The sequence below is a fragment of the Comamonas sp. Z3 genome, assembly GCF_008121565.1.
Classification (GTDB): Bacteria; Pseudomonadota; Gammaproteobacteria; order Burkholderiales; family Burkholderiaceae_C; genus Comamonas; species Comamonas brasiliensis.
Genome location: NZ_VOQU01000008.1, coordinates 213,113 through 231,221 on the forward strand (window position 1 = coordinate 213,113; position 18,109 = coordinate 231,221).

Annotated in this window: 17 protein-coding genes; 8 read left to right on the top strand and 9 right to left on the bottom strand. The window is 64.3% G+C overall.

The window, feature by feature from the left end; all coding sequences use genetic code 11:
• Positions 1–218 precede the first annotated feature (218 nt).
• Entirely contained in the window at positions 219–839 is a 621-nt protein-coding gene (locus FSY59_RS22715; protein WP_148729738.1) for a hypothetical protein, read from the top strand.
• Between the two features lie 66 nt (positions 840–905).
• Here FSY59_RS22715 and FSY59_RS22720 read toward each other — a convergent pair whose 3' ends face one another.
• Positions 906–2,336, bottom strand: a complete 1,431-nt coding sequence (locus FSY59_RS22720; protein ID WP_043373974.1) for an FAD-binding oxidoreductase — start codon at positions 2,334–2,336, stop codon at positions 906–908.
• A gap of 143 nt (positions 2,337–2,479) precedes the next feature.
• Between FSY59_RS22720 and FSY59_RS22725 the strand changes: the two genes are divergently transcribed.
• Positions 2,480–3,433 (top strand): LysR family transcriptional regulator, encoded by a 954-nt coding sequence (locus FSY59_RS22725; RefSeq protein WP_019043204.1) that lies wholly within the window; start codon positions 2,480–2,482, stop codon positions 3,431–3,433.
• On the opposite strand, the gene FSY59_RS22730 is transcribed toward FSY59_RS22725, so the two are convergent.
• Positions 3,420–3,935 (bottom strand): DUF2069 domain-containing protein, encoded by a 516-nt coding sequence (locus tag FSY59_RS22730; RefSeq protein WP_003053364.1) that lies wholly within the window; start codon positions 3,933–3,935, stop codon positions 3,420–3,422. The two genes, FSY59_RS22725 and FSY59_RS22730, sit on opposite strands and share 14 nt — an antisense overlap.
• 524 nt (positions 3,936–4,459) lie before the next feature.
• Here FSY59_RS22730 and FSY59_RS22735 point away from each other — a divergent pair.
• Entirely contained in the window at positions 4,460–5,743 is a 1,284-nt protein-coding gene (locus FSY59_RS22735) for a YhjD/YihY/BrkB family envelope integrity protein (protein ID WP_232536356.1), read from the top strand.
• A gap of 129 nt (positions 5,744–5,872) precedes the next feature.
• On the opposite strand, the gene FSY59_RS22740 is transcribed toward FSY59_RS22735, so the two are convergent.
• Positions 5,873–6,229, bottom strand: a complete 357-nt coding sequence (locus FSY59_RS22740) for a DUF962 domain-containing protein (RefSeq protein ID WP_003053368.1) — start codon at positions 6,227–6,229, stop codon at positions 5,873–5,875.
• 252 nt (positions 6,230–6,481) lie between these two features.
• Here FSY59_RS22740 and FSY59_RS22745 point away from each other — a divergent pair, with 252 nt between their 5' ends.
• A complete protein-coding gene (locus FSY59_RS22745) occupies positions 6,482–7,294 on the top strand; it encodes an alpha/beta fold hydrolase (protein ID WP_148729740.1) in 813 nt (270 codons plus the stop codon).
• On the opposite strand, the gene FSY59_RS22750 is transcribed toward FSY59_RS22745, so the two are convergent.
• The 4 genes from FSY59_RS22750 to FSY59_RS22765 form a co-directional block, all read right to left on the bottom strand.
• Positions 7,280–8,167 (bottom strand): PoNe immunity protein domain-containing protein, encoded by an 888-nt coding sequence (locus tag FSY59_RS22750; RefSeq protein ID WP_148729741.1) that lies wholly within the window; start codon positions 8,165–8,167, stop codon positions 7,280–7,282. The genes FSY59_RS22745 and FSY59_RS22750 overlap by 15 nt on opposite strands.
• Positions 8,168–8,184: 17 nt before the next feature.
• Entirely contained in the window at positions 8,185–8,994 is an 810-nt protein-coding gene (locus tag FSY59_RS22755; protein WP_148729742.1) for an alpha/beta fold hydrolase, read from the bottom strand.
• A gap of 66 nt (positions 8,995–9,060) precedes the next feature.
• Positions 9,061–9,483 carry a GNAT family acetyltransferase gene (locus FSY59_RS22760; protein ID WP_019043202.1) on the bottom strand — a complete coding sequence of 141 codons (423 nt, stop codon included), beginning with the start codon at positions 9,481–9,483 and terminating at the stop codon, positions 9,061–9,063.
• A complete protein-coding gene (locus tag FSY59_RS22765; protein WP_003053379.1) occupies positions 9,483–10,781 on the bottom strand; it encodes an O-acetylhomoserine aminocarboxypropyltransferase in 1,299 nt (432 codons plus the stop codon). Before FSY59_RS22765 ends, FSY59_RS22760 begins: the two co-directional genes overlap by 1 nt.
• Before the next feature lie 254 nt (positions 10,782–11,035).
• Between FSY59_RS22765 and FSY59_RS22770 the strand changes: the two genes are divergently transcribed.
• Positions 11,036–11,488, top strand: coding sequence for a CBS domain-containing protein (locus FSY59_RS22770; RefSeq protein ID WP_003053381.1), 453 nt, complete (start codon positions 11,036–11,038; stop codon positions 11,486–11,488).
• Between the two features lie 69 nt (positions 11,489–11,557).
• Here the strand turns inward: FSY59_RS22770 and FSY59_RS22775 are convergent, their stop codons facing one another.
• Complete coding sequence (locus FSY59_RS22775; RefSeq protein WP_255439685.1) at positions 11,558–12,838, bottom strand: citrate synthase family protein; 1,281 nt, start codon at positions 12,836–12,838, stop codon at positions 11,558–11,560.
• A 171-nt stretch (positions 12,839–13,009) separates the two neighbouring features.
• Between FSY59_RS22775 and FSY59_RS22780 the strand changes: the two genes are divergently transcribed.
• The 3 genes from FSY59_RS22780 to FSY59_RS22790 are packed head-to-tail and all read left to right on the top strand — an operon-like array spanning position 13,010 to position 17,477.
• A complete protein-coding gene (locus FSY59_RS22780; protein ID WP_187427963.1) occupies positions 13,010–14,464 on the top strand; it encodes a CoA transferase in 1,455 nt (484 codons plus the stop codon).
• 29 nt (positions 14,465–14,493) lie between these two features.
• Entirely contained in the window at positions 14,494–15,591 is a 1,098-nt protein-coding gene (gene aroC / locus FSY59_RS22785) for a chorismate synthase (RefSeq protein ID WP_019043197.1), read from the top strand.
• A 50-nt stretch (positions 15,592–15,641) separates the two neighbouring features.
• Positions 15,642–17,477 (top strand): bifunctional UDP-sugar hydrolase/5'-nucleotidase, encoded by a 1,836-nt coding sequence (locus FSY59_RS22790; protein WP_148729743.1) that lies wholly within the window; start codon positions 15,642–15,644, stop codon positions 17,475–17,477.
• A gap of 131 nt (positions 17,478–17,608) precedes the next feature.
• Here FSY59_RS22790 and nrdR read toward each other — a convergent pair whose 3' ends face one another.
• Positions 17,609–18,091, bottom strand: a complete 483-nt coding sequence (nrdR, locus tag FSY59_RS22795) for a transcriptional regulator NrdR (protein WP_019043195.1) — start codon at positions 18,089–18,091, stop codon at positions 17,609–17,611.
• Positions 18,092–18,109 lie beyond the last annotated feature (18 nt).

Sequence of the window (18,109 nt, forward strand, 5' to 3'; positions counted from 1 at the left end):
CAAAGACTGGCTGTGCCGTCAGCGTACACAAGGTGTCGCTGCTCTTGAAGAGGGTGGGCCCGCAGGGGCCACGATAGCCCGAGTGTGCCACGTGCGCGAGCGTGCCGGCTTGGTGGCTGTCAATGACCCGGCCCGAGGCCCTGTCTGTCCCATAGCTGCTGCTGCTGGCTTCACAATGTCATGGAAGACCACCGAGCTGAAACAAGGAGAGCGAGTTCATGTCACGCAAATTTGTGAGCACTGCGGCTTTTGCGCTGGCTGCTGCGGCCTTGCTGGTCGCCTGCGACAAGACCAAGGCCCCATCTCCCAGCACCGCCGCCGTGGATGCCCAGGCCGCCGCTGCGGCCGCGGCCGCCCCGCCCGATGCCTTGGCCCAGACCCAGGAGCCCGCCGCGACGGCACAGATCGAGGAGGCGGCCGCGAACTCCCTGCAGGAAGTGCGCGCCCCGCATGTGGTCAAGGAGGGCGAGAAGAGTCTGGACAGCCTCACGCCACTGCAGGGCAAGTACCGCTGGGACGGCGTGGACTATGTGCAGGACGGCGTGCTGGCCGAGCGGCTGAAGACGCTGATGGGCCATCAGTACGACACGCTGCTCAAGAACCTGCAGACGCTGGGTCCGCTGGAGCCTTCCGCATGCCTGTTGTACGTAATGGGCAACCGCCAGCATCAGGGCGGCGAGGAAATGGCTGCCGTGGTGATAGACCCGGTGCGCAACGGCCTGCGCGTCTGGCTGCTCAGCGAGGGCAAGCAGACCGTGTTCACCGATGTGGACGGTGCAGACATTCCCTGGCCCAGTGCGGTGCAGAGCATGCTGCGCAATATCGTGGCCACTCATTGAAGCCCTGGCTGCAGCCAGAAAAAAGCCCTGCCGGCCATGGCAGGGCTTTTTATCGCGGCGGCGGGATCAGCCGCGCGTCAGCACCACGCCGGGATTCATGATGCCCTGCGGGTCCAGTGCCTGCTTGATGGCGCGCATCATCTGCAGCGCAACGGGGGACTGGTATTTTTCGAGCTTGTCCGTCTTGAGCGCCCCCACGCCATGCTCGGCCGAGAACGAGCCGCCGAAGGCATCCACGGCCTCGTAGACCAGGTGGTTGACCAGGGCCTCCTTGTCGCGCAGAAAGGCCTTGCCGTCCTCGCCTTCGGGTACCTGCACGTTGTAGTGCAGATTGCCGTCGCCCAGATGGCCGAAGTTGACCAGCCGCACGCCGGGAATCTCGCGCTTGAGCACGGCGTCGGCATGCTCGACAAAGGCGGGAATGCGCGATGCGGCGACCGAGATATCGTGCTTGATGTTCAGGCCTTCCTCGGCCTGTGCCAGGGGAATGCTCTCGCGGATATGCCACAGGTCATGGGCCTGGGTCAGGTTCTCCGCCACTACGGCGTTGACTACGCAGCCATCTTCAAAGGCCAGCTCCAGCAGGTGCTCGAAGCGCAGGCGTGCATGCTGTTCGGACTCGCTGTCGCTGTTTTCCAGCAGCACGCAGTAGGGTGCTTCGTCGCCCATGTCGGCAAATGGCACGCGCAGCTGCGGCATGTGCTTGACGACCAGGCTCAGCGCAAACTGGCCCATGACTTCAAAGCCCGTCAGACCCGCGCCCAGATGCTGGTGCGCCAGACCCAGCAGGCGCACGGCAGCCTCCATGGAGGGCACGGCGGCAAAGGCCGTGAGCTGGGCGGCCGGCTGCGGGAACAGCTTCATGGTGGCGGCGGTGATGATGCCCAGCGTGCCTTCGCTGCCGATGAACAGATCGCGCAGGTCATAGCCGGTGTTGTCCTTGCGCAGGCCCTTGAGGCCGTCCCAGATCTCGCCCTGGGGCGTCACCACTTCCAGGCCCAGGCACAGGTCGCGGGTATTGCCATAGCGCACCACCTGCGTGCCGCCGGCGTTGGTGCCCAGATTGCCGCCGATCGTGCAGCTGCCTTCGGCGGCCAGCGACAGCGGGAACAGCAGGCCCTGCTGGTCAGCCAGATCCTGCAGGTTCTGCAAAATGCAGCCGGCTTCGATGGTGAAGGTCAGATTGTCCTTGTCGATATGGCGCACGGCGTTCAGGCGCGTCAGGCTGATCACGACCTGCTGGCCGCTGTCGTCGGGGGTGGAGCCTACGGAAAGCCCGGTATTGCCGCCCTGGGGCACGATCTGCACGCCGGCTGCGGCGCAGGCCTTGACCACGCCGGCCACTTCGGCCGTGTTGCCGGGGCGCACCACGGCCAGGGACTTGCCGTGTACGCGCTTGCGCCAGTCCTGCTCGTAGGCGGTCAGATCGCCGTCGGTCAGCACATGGGTGGCGCCCACAATCTGGCGCAGGGATTCAAGCAAAGCGGTGGAAGTCATGGCAAGCAGGCCGCAGCATGGGCGGCAGAGAGGGAGAACAGACGGAAATCCTAAGCCAGGCACAGGGGCGCAGCCGGAAAACCATGAAGCCGCAAGCGTAGAGCATGGCAGACTACGGGGCAATCGAAATAAATTGCTTGGTTATGCCGGTTTTTCCGAACAATATCAGCCTGCGCCAGCTGCGCGCCTTTGACGAGGTGGCGCGCCAGGGCGCATTTGCCCCGGCGGCCCGCGAGCTGTGCCTGACGCAGTCGGCCCTGTCCGAATCCATTCGCCAGCTGGAAGAGGCCCTGGGCCTGCGGCTGTTTGACCGCACCACGCGCACCGTGGGGCTGACGGCCGCCGGCCAGGCCTTCTTGCTCGATGTGCGCCAGGCCTTCGAGACCCTGGAGCAGGGCTTTCAGAACCTGGGCGATCTGGCCGCGCTGCGCCGCGGCAAGGTGCGCATTGCTGCCGCTCCGTCGGTGCTGGCGGTGTTGCTGCTGCCGGTGCTGCCGGCCTTGCGGGCCAGGCATCCGGGCATCGAGGTGGATCTGATCGAGGACAGCGCCGAAGGCATCGCCCAGCGCGTGCAGGCTGGCAGCGTGGATTTCGGCGTGGGCGCGGCACACCCGGCCGGCGGCGATTTGCTGACCCAGCCGCTGATCAGCGATGCCATGGGGCTGGTGGCCAAGCTCGATGAACCTCTGCTGCAGGCGGGGCGGCTGACGGCGGCCGATCTGGCCCAACTGCCCCATCTGGCTTTTGTGGGCCTGACCACCGACACTGCCATCAGCCAGCTGCTGGCTTCGGCACCGGGCATGCCGCAGAACCTGCTGCAGACACCGCTGCGCCTGTCCAATCCGCAATTGCTGTTCGAGGCCGTGAGCCTGGGTCTGGGAGTCAGCATTGTTCCGGCGCTGACGGCGCGTCACCCTTCGCTGGGCTTGCAGGGCAATCTGCGCTTTCGCCTGCTGGACGAGCCGCGCATCTTGCGCCGTACGCTGCTGATTCAGCGCCCGCGCCGCGCGCTGTCGCCGGCCGCGCAGTTGCTGTTCGATGCGCTGGCGGCGCAGGTGCAGACGCTGGCGCAGTTCGAAGGCATCACGCCTGATTGAGCCGGGCCGCCCTGGCGGCACGCTGGCGCAGGCGCACATGGGCTGCGCAGGCGATGAAGAGCAGCACGCAAAGCGCCACCTCGCCCAGCGCCAGCCAGCGGCTGGGCGCGGCATCGCTCCAGGCCCGCACCACGCCCTCGGTGAAGTAGAGCCACACCAGCAGGCTGAGCCAGCGGTAGGTGTACATGCGGCGCTTGAGCAGGCCGATCACGGCAAAGGCCAGCGGCAGGGCTTTGAGAAACAGCCAGGTGCCGCCTTCGCGCAGCGGGGCCAGCCACAGCTCCCAGGCCACGCACAGCAGCATCAGTGCCAGCAGGCTGCCCACGGCCAACCAGCGCGTGGCGGCCACGTCGGAACCTGGCTGCTGGATTGGTGAAGAAGTGTTTTCGGTGGCTTGGGGCGAGAGGGCGTCGGTCATAGCAGTGGCATCATATCGGTCATGCCAGCCCTGTTTGAATCCGGTCGTTTTGTTTTGCGTTCTGCGCTTGATGTTGCGCAGCACCCGTCCTCCTTTTGCGTTCGAGAAGGAGTGCCGTCATGAAGAAAAACGAGCGTGCCGGCTTCTGGGCCGCGCTGGAAGGCAAGACGCAGCAAGCGAGGCCGTTGACGGAGGATAGGGACCGGTCGGCACAGCCGGCTTCGGCGGACACGCCTGCAGCAGCGCAGGCAGCGGGTGCAGGGCCGCTTGATCAGCGCCAGGAGCCCAGCCTCGATATACCGCTGGAGCCGGTGTTCGAACCCATGGGCGAACCTGGCCGCAGCATGGGCCTGCCCGAGCCCGTTCCAGCTCCGGCGGTATCGCCTGCGGCGGCATTCAGCACGGGAGCTCAGGGCTGGACCAGCTATTCCACACCGAATGCGACGCCAGCCCAGGCTCAGAAAGCGGTGCATGCTTGCGTTTCAGGAGTCGCCGACAGTCCTGACCCGCGCACGGAACGCGTTGCCGAGCGCAGCAGCAGACTCGACAAGGCCAGGGCGCTGGCGGCTGGCTGCAAGGATCTGGCCGGGCGTATCCCAAAGCCCCAGATGCCCAGCCAGCAGGAGCTCAGGACTGCGCTGCGCCGCAGAAGTCGCCGGGCGCAGCAGCGCCTGCGCACCTTCCCCTGGCACAACACGGCCCAGGTGCTGCTGGCACGCTTCAAGGAAGACCGGCTGGGCGTGACTGCCAGCAGCCTGACCTTTACCTCGCTGCTGGCGCTGGTGCCGTTCTTTACCGTGGCGCTGGCCCTGTTCACGGCCTTCCCGATCTTTGGCAAGGCGCAGAAGGTGCTGGAGCGCTGGCTGATGGACAGCCTGATTCCCGAGACCATTGCGCGCCAGGTGCTGGGCTATCTCACCCAGTTCGCTTCCAAGGCCAGCCAGCTGGGCCTGGTCGGCTTCTCCATTCTCATGGTCACCGCGATTGCGCTGATCCTGACCATAGACCGCACGCTCAACAACATCTGGCGCGTGCGCCAGCTCAGGCCGCTGGGCCAGCGGGTGCTGATTTACTGGGCCGCCATCACGCTGGGGCCGCTGCTGCTGGGCCTGAGCCTGGTGCTGTCGTCCTATGTGATGTCGGCATCCAAGGGTCTGGTCAATGCGCTGCCGGGCAGCCTGCGTTTTGTATTTGACTCCATAGAGTTCGTGGTGCTCGCGGCCGGCATGGCCGGGCTCTACCACTATGTGCCCAACACACCGGTGCGCTGGCGCCATGCGCTGGTAGGGGGCGTGTTTGTGGCCGTGTTCATGGAAGTGGCCAAGAAGGTGCTGGGTCTCTATCTGTCGTCCGTGCCGACCTACTCGGTGATCTACGGCGCGTTTGCCACGCTGCCGATCCTGCTGATCTGGATGTATGTGGCCTGGAGCATTGTCTTGCTGGGGGCTCTGGTCACGGCCTATCTGCCCACTGTGCTCACCGGCGTGGAGCGCATGACGGGGCATCGCGGCTGGCAGTTCGAGCTGGCCGTCGAGGTGCTGCAATGTCTGGCCAAGGAGCGCGAGCTGCCGCACAAGGGTCTGTATGTGCACCAGCTGTCGCGGCGCCTGCGTGTGGAAGCCTCCCAGATTCAGCCCGTGCTGCAGGCGCTGGCCAAGCTGGACTGGGTGGGGGCCGTACAGCCGCCCGATGCCTATGTATCGCTGGAGAGCACCGAGCCGCGCTATGTGTTGCTGGTCGATCCGCAGGCCACGCGGGTAGAGCCTCTGGTGCAGAGTCTGTTGCTTGAGCCGTCCGAGGCGGTGCGGCCGCTGTGGCAGCGCGCCCAGCTCGATGCCATGACCGTGGCGGAGCTGATTGCCGTTCCTGGCGGAAATATTCATAGAGTTTGAAGGCTGAAAACGGATATCTATGAATATCTGGGCGGGCGACCAGGCCGCCGATGGGCGGCGATGCGTGATCCCATGCGCAGCGACTGGCTGTCTACAAAAGAGCCCAATGGACGTGCCCGGGGAGGGGCGCTAGATCTTGATGCGGCCCAGGAGGATGTCGCGCCACATCATCCAGTCGCCCAGAAAGCTGTAGAGCGGGCGCTTGAAGCTGGCGGGCTTGTTTTTCTCGAAGCCGAAATGCCCCACCCAGGCAAAGGCATAGCCGCAGATCAGGCCTGCGAGCAAATACCACCAGTCGCCCCTCAGGAACAGCGCCAGCAAAAACACCAGCGACAGGCTGGTGCCTATGAAGTGCAGCCGTCTGCAGGTGGCGTTGCTGTGCTCGCCCAGGTAGAAGGGGTAGAACTCGGCAAAGCTCCTGAACTGGCGCGGATCGACACTGGCTTTGGCAGCGCCGTCCGGTTCTGAGGTCGTGGTCTGTGACATGGCGAACCCCGGTGAAGTGGATGATGTTTTTATACTGCCGACAGCCCGCGCGGGCCAGCGGGTTAGCGAGTGCTGCCAAGTTGCCGCAAGCGCGCTTCGTCACCTGAACGACAGGCTGCATACGGCAAGACTGCGCAAAATCGGCCAGATCCGCCACTTTTGCGGCCACTCTCGCCACCGGTCCAGCGTCTGTCCGCGCACTCTTGCTAAGGTGGCAGCACCGTCCCTAGTTCTTCAACCCAGACACAGCCCATGTTTGACGACACCATGCCGCCCGTTGTGATCAGCTCCAGTGAAACCCGTGTTCAGACGCCCGACGGGCAGTTGCATGTCAAGCGCTGGCAAGCGCAGGGCGGGGCAGCCAAGGCGCCACTGGTGCTGATGCACGACTCGCTGGGCAGTGTCGATCTGTGGCGCGAGTTTCCCGCTCAGCTGGCCGCGGCCACCGGGCGTGAAGTCATTGCCTATGACCGCCTGGGCTTCGGCCATTCGGACCCCAATCCGCACCGGCTTGCACCGAGTTTTGTGGAAAGCGAGGTCGAGGCCGGTTTCGCGCCGCTTCACCGGGCGTTGGGCCTGGGCGATTTCGTGATGCTGGGACACAGCGTGGGCGGCGGCATGGCGGCCATGGTGGCAGCTGCGTATGGACGGCAATGCCAGGCGCTGATTACCGAGTCGGCGCAGAGCTTTGTCGAAGACCGCACGCTGCAGGGCATCCGGGCGGCGCGCGACAACTTTGCCCAGCCCGGCCAGCTGGAACGACTCGCTCGCTACCATGGCGACAAGGCGGCCTGGGTGCTGTCGGCCTGGGTCGACACCTGGCTGAGCCCGCCTTTTGCGCATTACCGGCTGGATGCGGCCTTGAAGCAGGTGCATTGCCCGGTGCTGGCGATCCACGGCGAGCTCGATGAATTCGGCTCGCTGGTGCATCCGGAGAACATCTGTACCTGGGCGCAAGGCCCTTGCGAAGCGGAAATCATTGCCGGCGGCGGCCATGTGCCGCACCGCGAGCTGCCCGATCGCATCAGCGGCCGCATCGCGGCTTTTCTGTCAAGAATCGCCTGACTCTGCTTGAGCCAGGCGCCCGCGGGCGTAATCGACCAGATCGGCCGGGTAGTGGGGGCTGGCGCGCAGGGCGCTGTCCTCCCAGCCGTAGAGCACCGTCAGGGCGGCGACCTCGAGTGCCCAGTAGCCCGTGCCCAGCCATGGAGCGCCTTTTTTCTGCTGCTTGGGCGAGAGCTTGAGGAACTCCTGGTACTGGGTTTGCAGATAGGGCAACAGTGGGTCAGGCAGGGCTTCGAGCTGTTCGAAAAAAGGCTTCATGGCGCCGTAAGGGCGCTTGTGGAAAAGTTCCTCGCTGACCTGCTGCAGCTGCAGACCGCCTGCGCACAGATAATCCAGCAACTGATCGGTATCGAAGGCCAGCACATGCTCATCCAGCGCCGGCACGTCGTCCTGTGCATCCAGCAGTGTGGCCAGTGACAGCAGGGTCACGGCAATGGCGTACTCGTCAGTGCGCGTGTTGATGGGCGCAGCGACGCCATAGTCCGCGCCGGTTTCCTGCGCCATGCTGGCGCGTGCATGCTCGGCCGCCGAGGCAGCATCAATCCACAGCGCGGCCACTTCCTGGTAGATGGGGCGCAGCACATCGCCGCTCAGGCCCAGATCGATGCCGTAGATCAGCAGCCAGCGCGCTTGCGCGCCCACTTCCTTCCATTTCCAGTAGTTTTCCAGCGCGGCATGTGCCTTGAAATCCAGGGGCGCTTGATAGCTATCGCTGTCGGCAAAGCGCCTGAGCGCGCCCAGTGCCTCCTTCCAGTCGGCTTTTTTGTCGCTCAGATGGAGATTGCGCCGGGGCTGCAGGCCGTTCAGTGAAATCTTGGCCCATTCGGCGCAGGCGTCAGCCAGTTGGCCGTGGTGCTGGAAGGTTTGGCTCATGGCCCAAGCTTAATGGCCTACGCAGCCAGAAAATCCCGAATCGCAAACAGCGTCGCGTCGGGTGACTCCGTCATCTGGTTGTGGCCGTTGGGGATGATCTGAACCTTGGTGGTCTTGCCAGCGCCCCTGGCTGCATCTATCAGTCCCTTGGCTGCCTTGGGTGGGGTCATCTGGTCTTGCTCGCCCAGCACAAACAGAAGCGGGCAGCTGACCTGGGTCATCGCGGCTTCGCCGCCGGCATAGCTGTCGCAGGCCTTGAAGCCCGCATGCAGCAGATTCGTGTCCGTGTTGCTGGCCAGCACGCGGCGCCCCAGGGCCATGCCGGCGCCGAATACCCAGCTGCCCGCGCCATTGGGCGGTGCCAGCGTGGCGCGCGAGAAGGTGTTGACCATCTGTATGGCTTTTTCGGGCGTATTCAGCGCCGACTCCAGCAGCGCTGGAGAGACCTTCATGGGAAAGGCCGTGCCCACCAAGACCAGATGGCTGATGCGTTCCCGCAGCCTGGCCGCAGTCTCCATGGCAATCAGGCTGCCCCAGCTATGGCCTATCAGGGCAGCGCTGCGCAATCCGGCCGCATCCATCAGCGCGACCATGGAGCTCGCGGCCTCTTCCACGGTTTGCGGGGCCTGACCGCCGCTTTTGCAATGGCCGGGCAAATCGATGGCCAGGACGTTCCAGCCGTGATTGGCCATATAGCGGCTTTGCAGCGCCCAGACGCTGTGATCGCAGAGCACGCCGTGAATGAAAATGGCCGTGGGCTTGGCCGCGTCGAAGGCCTTGCCGCCGGTGTAGGCGTAGATGGAGGCGTTGTTGACTTCTAAAAACATAGCTGTCTCCGCAGTATGGGTAAGCGCTAGAGGCTGTTTTTTATATGGATTGGTGATGCAAGTGGCTCAAAGATCGGGAATCAGCCGCTTGCCCAGGCTCAGCGTCCGGTCGTCGGCATAGCCCAGGCTTTCGTAGAAGGCGAGCACCGCTTCATTGCCCGCACGCACCTGCAGGTTGAGCTTGGGACAGCCCAGTTCGCTCAGCGCGCGCTCGGCGCGCTGCATCAGCTGGCGTGCATGACCCCGTCGCTGATGCGCGGGGTGAACGGCCAGGTAGTTGATCCAGCCGCGGTGACCGTCATAGCCGACCATGATGCTGGCGATGATGCGGCCATCCGCGTCGCAGCCCAGCCAGAAGAGATCGGGCGAGACGCTGAGCTTGCGTGCAATGTCCTTGTGCGGATCGTTCCAGGGGCGGGTCAGCTCGCAGTCCTGCCATAGCTGGACGACGGCCTCGGTATCTGCCGGCGTGAAGGCTCGAACCTGCATCAGGCGGCTTTCTCGGCCGCCTTGAGCGCACGCCTGAGGTCGTCGATCAGGTCGTCGGCGTCTTCCAGTCCGATCGACAGCCGGATCGTTCCCTGGCCTATGCCGGCCTGGGCCAGCGCTTCGTCGCTCATGCGGAAATGCGTGGTGCTGGCGGGATGGATCACGAGAGAGCGGCAGTCGCCCACATTGGCCAGATGGCTGAAGACCTTCAGCGTTTCGATGAACTTCTTGCCCTGGTTGCGGTTGCCCGCAATGTCAAAGCTGAACACCGAGCCGGCGCCGCGCGGCAGCAGCTTCCTGGCCAGAACGTGCGAGGGGTGGGTCTCCAGCATGGGGTGGCCCACGCGACTGACCAGAGGGTGGCTGGCGAGGAACTGCACCACTTTTTCGGTGTTGCGCATATGGCGCTCCATGCGCAGCGGCAGGGTCTCTATGCCTTGCAGGATCAGCCAGGCACTGTGCGGGCTCATGCAGGCGCCGAAGTCACGCAGGCCTTCGCGGCGGGCGCGCAGCAAGAAGGCGCCGGTGGTGGACTCCTCGCTGAACACCATGTTGTGAAAGCCGTCATAGGGCTGGGTCAGCTCGGGAAAGCGCCCCGATTTTTCCCAGTCGAAGCTGCCGCCATCGACGACGATGCCGCCGATCACCGTGCCGTGGCCGGACAGGAACTTGGTGGCCGAGTGGTAGACGATATCCGCGCCATGCTCGAAAGGCTTGATCAGCCAGGGCGAGGTCAGAGTCGAGTCCACCAGCAGCGGCACGCCGGCTTCGTGGGCGATCTGGCTGACCGTGGGGATGTCCAGCACATCGAGTCCGGGGTTGCCCACGGTTTCGCCGAAGAACAGCTTGGTGTTGGGGCGCACCGCAGCCTTCCAGCCATCGATGTCGCCTGGCTTGACGAAGGTGGTCTCTATGCCAAAGCGCGCCAGCGTGTAGTGCAGCAGGTTCTGCGAACCGCCATACAGGGCCGTGCTGGCCACGATATGGCTGCCCGCACCCATCAGCGTGGCAATCGACAGGTGCAGCGCCGCCTGGCCGCTGGCCACGGCAATCGCGCCCACGCCGCCTTCCAGGGCCGAGACGCGTTGCTCAAGCACCGCATTGGTGGGGTTGGAGATGCGGCTGTAGACATGGCCGGGGCGTTCCAGATTGAACAGGCTGGCCGCGTGGTCGCTGGATTCGAAGACGAAGGACGTCGTCAGATGGATGGGCACGGCGCGTGCGCCGGTGGCAGGGTCGGGCTGGGCGCCTGCATGCAGGCTCAGGGTGTCGAAGCCGGGGTCAGAGTAACCGGGCATGTTGTGTCTCCATGGCTGGTATTGATTGACGCAATGTGTGATTGATCAGGCAATCAAATATCAATTTGGTCGGATAGACGATTAAATATGTAGAAATTCATATGTTTCGTCATTGTTTTAGTTTTTCTGAATGCAAGCCATTGTGGGCTATATTTGTGCACGCACCTGCATTCTGTGCAAAGCGATGCCGCATGTGCTGACACATGCAGGACAAAAGCTGCCACAGCGTGCCAAACAGACTTCGGAGAACAGCAATGAAAGTTAGTGACATCCTGCGCGTCAAAGGCAATACCCTGTACACGGTGTCGCCCGATGAAAGCCTGGCCGCGGCGGTGCAGGTGATGTCGGAGAAGGACATCGGCTCGCTGGTCGTGATGGATCACGGCGATGTGGTGGGCATGCTCACCTTCCGCGAAGTGATCCAGGGCTTTGTGAAGACCGGCGGCGTGGAGAACATTTCCGTGCGCGGCGCCATGGACGACGCGCCCATGACCTGCACCATGGAAACCGATATGGACGAGGTGCGCCGCATGATGCTGGATCGCCATGCGCGCTATATGCCGGTGATGGACAAGCGCATGCTGATGGGCGTGATCTCGCTGTATGACGTGGCCAAGGCCGTGGTGGACAGCCAGAACTTCGAGAACCGCATGCTCAAGGCCTATATCCGCGACTGGCCCGAAGGCGAGCGCCAGGGTGCGGAGTAATGACTGCGCAGCAGTTCTGCATCTGAGTCAGGCGGCCTTCGGGCCGTTTTTTGCGGCCCGGTAAACCGCTTAGAAGCGGATGATGCGGCCGAGCTGTGTGGGCGCGGCCTCCATGTCTGTAGCGGGCTGGGCGCCGGTGTATTGCGCGCGCGGGCGTATCAATTGGCCCGTAGCCTGCTGCTCCAGCGCATGGGCAATCCAGCCCACGGTGCGGCCCAGGGCAAACAGCACAAAGGCCGCACCTGGCGGCAGGCGCAGGGCGCGTTCAATGGCCACCAGGCTGTAGTCCAGACTTGGGTGCAGTCCAGTTGTCGCATGGACCTGGTCAATCAGGTTTTCGCGCCGGGAGTCAAATGGCAGCAGGGCCAGCAGGTAGGCGCTGCGCGGGTCGCCTGAAGGGTAGAGCGGGTGGCCAAATCCTGCCATGTAGTGCGGTGTCTGACCGGTCTGCCTGGCTTCCAGCAAGGCCTGCAACGAGGCGGCCAGGGCTGCCTTGGGCGGTCTGCCATGCCATTCGTCCCAATGAGCGCTGATGTGCCGGGTCATGCCGCCATGCAGTGGGCCGGACAATGCGGCCAGCCCTGCTCCGACGCTGGCATGCAGGCTGGCGCCGGTGGATGCAACCACGCGTGTGGCAAAACTGGACGCATTGAGCTCATGGTCGGCGCACAGTACCAGGGCGCTACGCAGCACATTGGTGGCATCGACCTTGGCGTCAGAATCTGCAGCGATCTGCCAGCTGGCGGCCAGGCGCTGATGCAGTGGCGCAAGCGTCACAGTTTGCGCAGATGGCTTTGAACTGGAGGCGCTGGCTGGTGGCGGCAGACCCAGCAACACATCTCCCATGCAGTGCAGCAGTGCCAGATGATTGCGCGGCACCGTTGCCATGCCAAACCATGTGGCCAGCGCCTGTGCCGCGCTGCGGGGCATGTGACGAGCCCCCTGCCTTGCCGGTGCCTCATCGACCCCGGTGGGGCCTGCGCTGCTTTGCTGCCAGAGCAGCATTGCGGTTTCTTCCAAAGTGGCGCTTTGTGCCAGTTGTACGGCGCTGTGGCCGCGGTAGTAAAGCTGTCCGTCGCGCACCAGGGTGATGGCCGAGTCCAGCACGGCCTGACCCCAGTCCAGGGTGGACTGGGCCAGTTGTGCGGGGTTGCGCACGGCCTGCCGCTGGCGCACGAGACGCTGCACATCCGACAGCAGGTAGACGTTGCCGCGCCTGCCGACGAGTCGTTGAGCCTTCAACAGGCCGCGGCTGACATAGCTGTAGAGGCTGGCGCGCTGCACCCCCAGCATGGCTGCAGCTTCTGCCGCCTGCAGCCATGGGGAGGAGGAGGGCATATCAGCGGACATGGGCAGTCGATCAGGCGATGAGAGGTGGTGGCCCTGCATCGTAGCGCCTGCAGATGGGTTGATGGCGAGTGTGTGCTGTCCGCAGTCGATTGGCCCAATCAAGATTGACGGCCATGGATCATGGCGCGTGCAATGCAAGACATGGGTTTACGGCGCTTGCCAGGAGTTTCGATGTCTACAGCCAGTCTTTGCTTTTCTTCTTCCGCAGCGTCCGCACAGCGGGCTCGTGCCGCGCTGCAGCAGCAATGGGAATTGGCCGGTTTGCCTGCACGGGCCTTATCGCAGCTGCGGTTGACGGGCAGGGCCCGCGGCTTTGTCAGCAGCTTTGCCGTGGTGGATGCAGTGCAGGCCAGCGTGGCAGCGGCAGCGCTTGCGGCCACGCAGATAGAGCAGCTGCGTCAGCCCCGTCGCCCTGTGCAAATGGTGACGGTAGATGCCCAACATGCGGCATTCGAGTCCAGCGGCTATTTCACCCTGGATGGAAGAAGGCCTGACCCATGGGCGCCAGTCTCCGGACTGTATGCCTGCGGCCAGGCGGTGGGCGAACCAGGCTGGGTTCGTATTCATGCCAATTTCGATCATCACCGCGACGGGGCGCTGGCCTTGCTGGGGCTGCCCGAGGGCGCAGCCACTCCACGCGAGGCCGTGGCTCAGGCGCTGGCCCATTGGCGTGCGCAGGACGTCGAGACACAGGCAGCCGTCCGTGGCTTGCCGGTGGCCGCATCGCGCAGCCATGCCCAGTGGCAGTCATTGGGCCAGGAGGAGAGGGTGGCCGGGGCTGCGCTGGTGCAGATAGAGCGAGTGGGCGATGCTCCAGCATTGCCCTGGCCGGGACTGCAGAACGGGCAGCGGCCGCTGGCGGGGCTGAGGGTGCTGGATCTCACGCGCATTCTGGCCGGGCCGGTTGCAGGGCGTACTTTGGCCGCCTATGGCGCGGATGTGATGCTGGTCAACAGCCCGCATTTGCCCAATATCGACGCTATTGCCGATACCAGCCGGGGCAAGCGGTCCACACATGCGGATATGAATGAGGCCGCAGGACACGATGCCCTGAGCATGCTGGTAAGGGGTGCTCATGTCTTCATGCAGGCCTACCGCCCCGGGGCTTTGCAGGCCAAGGGCTTTGGCACAGAGCAACTGCTGCAGATGCGGCCCGGGCTGGTGGTGGCCGAACTCTGCGCCTATGGATGGGAGGGGCCATGGGCCGGGCGGCGCGGCTTTGATTCTCTGGTGCAGACGGCCAGTGGCATCAACGAGGACGAGGCCGCCGCGCATGGCTCGGCCCAGCCCCGCGCGCTGCCCATGCAGGCGCTGGACTATGGTGCAGGGTTCTGGCTGGCCTTTGGCGTAGAGGCCGCCTTGCTTCGTCAAGCGCAGCAGGGGGGCAGCTGGCGTGTGCGTGTCACCCTGGCCGGTGTGGCGCACTGGTTGCGTGGCTTGGGGCGGGTGCAGGTAGCGGGCCATGCCTGGACAGAGGCCAGGCCTGATATCGCGCCCTATCTGCAGACATTGGACAGCGGCTTTGGCAAGTTGCAGGCCGTGCGTCACAGCGCCCGGTTCTCGCACACGCCGGTGGCCTGGGACCATGCATCCATGCCGCCCGGCAGCAGTCAGCCGCGGTGGTGAGCAGGCGCTGCAGGCATAATTGACGGTCTATGAGCGGCAATACCTTCGGCACAATTTTCACGGTCACCAATTTCGGTGAGTCCCACGGTCCGGCCATTGGCTGTGTGATTGACGGCTGCCCCCCGGGCATGGCCTTGAGCGAGGCGGATATCCAGCATGATCTGGATCGGCGCCGCCCAGGCACCAGCAAGTTCGTCACCCAGCGCAACGAGCCCGATGCAGTGGAGATTCTCTCCGGCGTGTACGAGGGCAAGACCACGGGCACGCCGATCGCCCTGCTGATCCGCAACACCGATCAGCGCAGCAAGGATTACTCCAATATTGCGCAGAGCTTTCGCCCCGGTCATGCCGACTATGCCTACTTCCAGAAGTACGGCATCCGCGACCCGCGCGGCGGCGGTCGCTCCTCGGCACGCCTGACAGCGCCCACCGTGGCCGCGGGTGCCGTGGCCAAGAAATGGCTCAAGGAAAAGTTCGGCACCGAGTTCCGCGCCTGCATGACGCAGATCGGCGAGCTGTCCATAGGCTTCGAGAGCTGGGAGCATGTGCCTCACAACCCCTTCTTCGCACCCGTGGCCGATGTGAGCCGTTTCGAGGAATACATGGAGCAGCTGCGCAAGAGTGGCGATTCCTGTGGTGCGGCGCTGCGAGTGAACGCCAGCAATATGCCGGTCGGCCTGGGCCAGCCTTTGTATGACCGCCTGGACGCCGACATCGCCTACGCCATGATGGGCCTGAATGCGGTCAAGGCCGTGGAGATCGGCGCAGGCTTTGACAGCGTTGCCCAGCGCGGCACCACGCACGGCGATTCGCTGAGCCCCGAGGGTTTCCGCAGCAATAATGCGGGCGGCATCGTGGGCGGCATCAGCACCGGCCAGGATCTGGAAGTGCGCATCGGCATCAAGCCCACCAGCTCCATCATCACGCCGCGTGAATCCATCGACGTGCACGGCCAGAGCACCGAAGTCATCACCAAGGGGCGCCACGACCCTTGCGTGGGCATTCGTGCCGCCCCGATTGCCGAGGCGCTGCTGGCGCTGGTGGTGATGGACCATGCGCTGCGCCACCGCGCGCAGAATGCCGATGTGGATTCCGGTCTGGCTCCGATTCCGGCCTCGGCCAGCTGACATCACCCAGACCTTTTTGTGCGTTACAAGCTCTGACTCAGGAGAGTCCGATGGTTGCAACTGACAAAAAACCGGATCAACGCCAGTCTCGCGCCCTGTCGCCAGGCTGGCGTTGTGCTTTTCACAAGGTCTCCGCCCCCCTCTGCGCTGCGCTGCTCGCATTGGGCTTGAGCGCATGCAGCGGTGGTGTGCCCAGGCCTGCCAGCATGGAGATCATCGTGCTGGGCTTCAACGACCTGCACGGGCATCTGGAGCCGCCCGGACTGGCGGTGACGGCGCAGAACGCGCAGGGCCGCAACGTTGTCGTGCCTGCGGGCGGCGTGGCCTACATGGCCCGGGCCATCGCCCAGCGCCGCCGGGCCAGTCGCCATGTGGCGCTGGTCACGGCAGGGGACATGATCGGGGCTTCGCCCATGGTCTCGGCGCTGTTTCTCGATGAGCCGACGATAGAGGTGCTCAATCTCATGCGGGTGGACTTTGCGGCCACTGGCAATCACGAATACGACCAGGGCGTAGCCGAGTTGCAGCGCATGCAAAACGGTGGCTGCGAGAAGTTCACCAGCAAGCAGCCATGCCAGATCAGCCAGCCCTTCAGGGGCGCGGAGTTCCCGTTTCTCGCGGCCAATACGCTGCGCGGCGACGGCCGGCCGCTGTTTCCCGCGACGGGGCTGAAGTTCTTCGAGCAGGACGGTCTGCGCATAGGCGTGGGCTTCATCGGCATGACGCTCAGGAACACGCCGCATATGGTGCGGCCCAGCGGGGTCAGAGGGCTGACATTCGCCGACGAGGCACAGACGGCCAATGCGCTGATCCCCCAGCTGCGTGCGCAGGGGGCCGATGTGATCGTGGTGCTGATCCATGAGGGTGGAGCCACCACGTCGGGCCTGCAGGACGATAGCTGCCAGGGCCTGTCCGGCGCTATCGTGCCGATTCTGGAGCAGCTCTCCAGCGAGGTCGATGTGGTGATCTCCGGTCACACCCATCGTTCCTACGTGTGCGATTACGCCAGGGTGAATGCCCGCAAGCCGTTCTTGCTGACCAGCGCGGGTCACTACGGCACGCTGCTGACCGAGGTCAGACTGACGGTGGATGCGCGCAAACGCCGCGTCAGCCGCAAGTCGGCGCACCAGACCATCGTGCAGGGCGAGGCCTATCGCAGCGCTGGTGGCCAGGTGGGCTTGCAGCCCGAGTTTCCGGTCTTTGACGCCGATGCTGAAGTGGCGGCGCTGGTGGCTCGCTACAAGGCTGCGGCGCGGCCGCTGGCCGAGGCCGTTGCAGGGCGGCTGGCCGGACCTGTCAGCCGCATGCCGCAAGCCAATGGCGAAAGCGTAATGGGGCGCATCGTGGCCGACGCCATACTTGCGGCCACGCGCGATGCCGCCGCGGGCGGAGCGCAACTGGCTTTTGTGAACCCCGGCGGTGTGCGCGCCGACCTGCTGCCCGCGGCCGACGGCAGCGTGAACTATGGCCAGCTGTTCAGCGTTCAGCCGTTCGGCAATACGCTGATGGTGATGAGCCTGACGGGCGAGCAGATACGACAGGCGCTGGAGCAGCAATTCGACAGCGGCAGCAACACCGTGAATGCGCCGCGCATCCTGCAGGTGTCCGAGGGCTTCAGCTACCGCTTCGACCGTCGCCAGCCCGCGGGCCGGCGCGTGAGCGAGCTGCGTCTGAACGGCCGGCGGCTCGAGATATCGCAGCGCTACCGCGTGGGACTGCAGAGCTATCTGGGCAGCGGCGGCGACAACTTCAGCATCTTCGCGCAAGGCATCGATGTGGTGGGCGGCATGCTGGATCTGGATGCCCTGGCCGAGCATGTGCGCGAGCAAAGCCGCAGCGGTCCGATGGCGCTACCTTTAATGGAGCGCATTACGCTCGTGCATTAAGGGAATTAGATAAAAAACTATCTGATATCCTTTTATATCATGCGATAGTTGCTCATTAATTCATAGCAGATGCCTGCCGTCAAGTGCACAAAACAAAAGCCACCCGAGGGTGGCTTTTGTCATGGCGGTGGTCAGGGCTGGGGCTTTCTGGCGGCCTTGGCCTTGGGACTGCGAACCTCATCCATGATGTTCTTGAAATCGTCCACATCCTCGAAGCTGCGGTATACGCTGGCAAACCGGATATAGCCGACCTTGTCCAGGCCCTTGAGTTCATCCATCACCAGCTCGCCAAGGCGGCTGGAATCGATTTCACGCTGGCCCAGATTGAGCAGCCTGTCCTCGATGCGCTCTATGGCCGCATCGATGAGTTCGGTGCTCACGGGGCGCTTGCGCAGCGCGATCTGAAAAGAGCCTTGCAGCTTGGCGCGCTCGTACTCGATACGGCGGCCGTCTCTCTTGACCACGGTCGGAAAGCTGACCTCGGGGCGCTCGTAGGTCGTGAAGCGCTTGTCGCAGCCGCCGCAGCGGCGGCGGCGGCGGATGAAGCCCCCGTCCTCGGACTCGCGGGTCTCAACCACTTGCGTGTCTGGATGGTTGCAGAAGGGGCACTTCATGACAGATCAGCGCAGCAG

What these genes read in the sequence shown, in the direction of transcription:
- FSY59_RS22715 (WP_148729738.1), top strand. Translation starts at nt 219, where the DNA reads ATGTCACGCAAATTTGTGAGCACTGCGGCTTTTGCGCTGGCTGCTGCG.
- FSY59_RS22720 (WP_043373974.1), bottom strand. Translation starts at nt 2,336, where the DNA reads ATGACTTCCACCGCTTTGCTTGAATCCCTGCGCCAGATTGTGGGCGCC.
- FSY59_RS22725 (WP_019043204.1), top strand. Translation starts at nt 2,480, where the DNA reads ATGCCGGTTTTTCCGAACAATATCAGCCTGCGCCAGCTGCGCGCCTTT.
- FSY59_RS22735 (WP_232536356.1), top strand. Translation starts at nt 4,460, where the DNA reads ATGCCCAGCCAGCAGGAGCTCAGGACTGCGCTGCGCCGCAGAAGTCGC.
- FSY59_RS22740 (WP_003053368.1), bottom strand. Translation starts at nt 6,229, where the DNA reads ATGTCACAGACCACGACCTCAGAACCGGACGGCGCTGCCAAAGCCAGT.
- FSY59_RS22745 (WP_148729740.1), top strand. Translation starts at nt 6,482, where the DNA reads ATGTTTGACGACACCATGCCGCCCGTTGTGATCAGCTCCAGTGAAACC.
- FSY59_RS22750 (WP_148729741.1), bottom strand. Translation starts at nt 8,167, where the DNA reads ATGAGCCAAACCTTCCAGCACCACGGCCAACTGGCTGACGCCTGCGCC.
- FSY59_RS22755 (WP_148729742.1), bottom strand. Translation starts at nt 8,994, where the DNA reads ATGTTTTTAGAAGTCAACAACGCCTCCATCTACGCCTACACCGGCGGC.
- FSY59_RS22760 (WP_019043202.1), bottom strand. Translation starts at nt 9,483, where the DNA reads ATGCAGGTTCGAGCCTTCACGCCGGCAGATACCGAGGCCGTCGTCCAG.
- FSY59_RS22765 (WP_003053379.1), bottom strand. Translation starts at nt 10,781, where the DNA reads ATGCCCGGTTACTCTGACCCCGGCTTCGACACCCTGAGCCTGCATGCA.
- FSY59_RS22770 (WP_003053381.1), top strand. Translation starts at nt 11,036, where the DNA reads ATGAAAGTTAGTGACATCCTGCGCGTCAAAGGCAATACCCTGTACACG.
- FSY59_RS22775 (WP_255439685.1), bottom strand. Translation starts at nt 12,838, where the DNA reads ATGTCCGCTGATATGCCCTCCTCCTCCCCATGGCTGCAGGCGGCAGAA.
- FSY59_RS22780 (WP_187427963.1), top strand. Translation starts at nt 13,010, where the DNA reads ATGTCTACAGCCAGTCTTTGCTTTTCTTCTTCCGCAGCGTCCGCACAG.
- aroC (WP_019043197.1), top strand. Translation starts at nt 14,494, where the DNA reads ATGAGCGGCAATACCTTCGGCACAATTTTCACGGTCACCAATTTCGGT.
- FSY59_RS22790 (WP_148729743.1), top strand. Translation starts at nt 15,642, where the DNA reads ATGGTTGCAACTGACAAAAAACCGGATCAACGCCAGTCTCGCGCCCTG.
- nrdR (WP_019043195.1), bottom strand. Translation starts at nt 18,091, where the DNA reads ATGAAGTGCCCCTTCTGCAACCATCCAGACACGCAAGTGGTTGAGACC.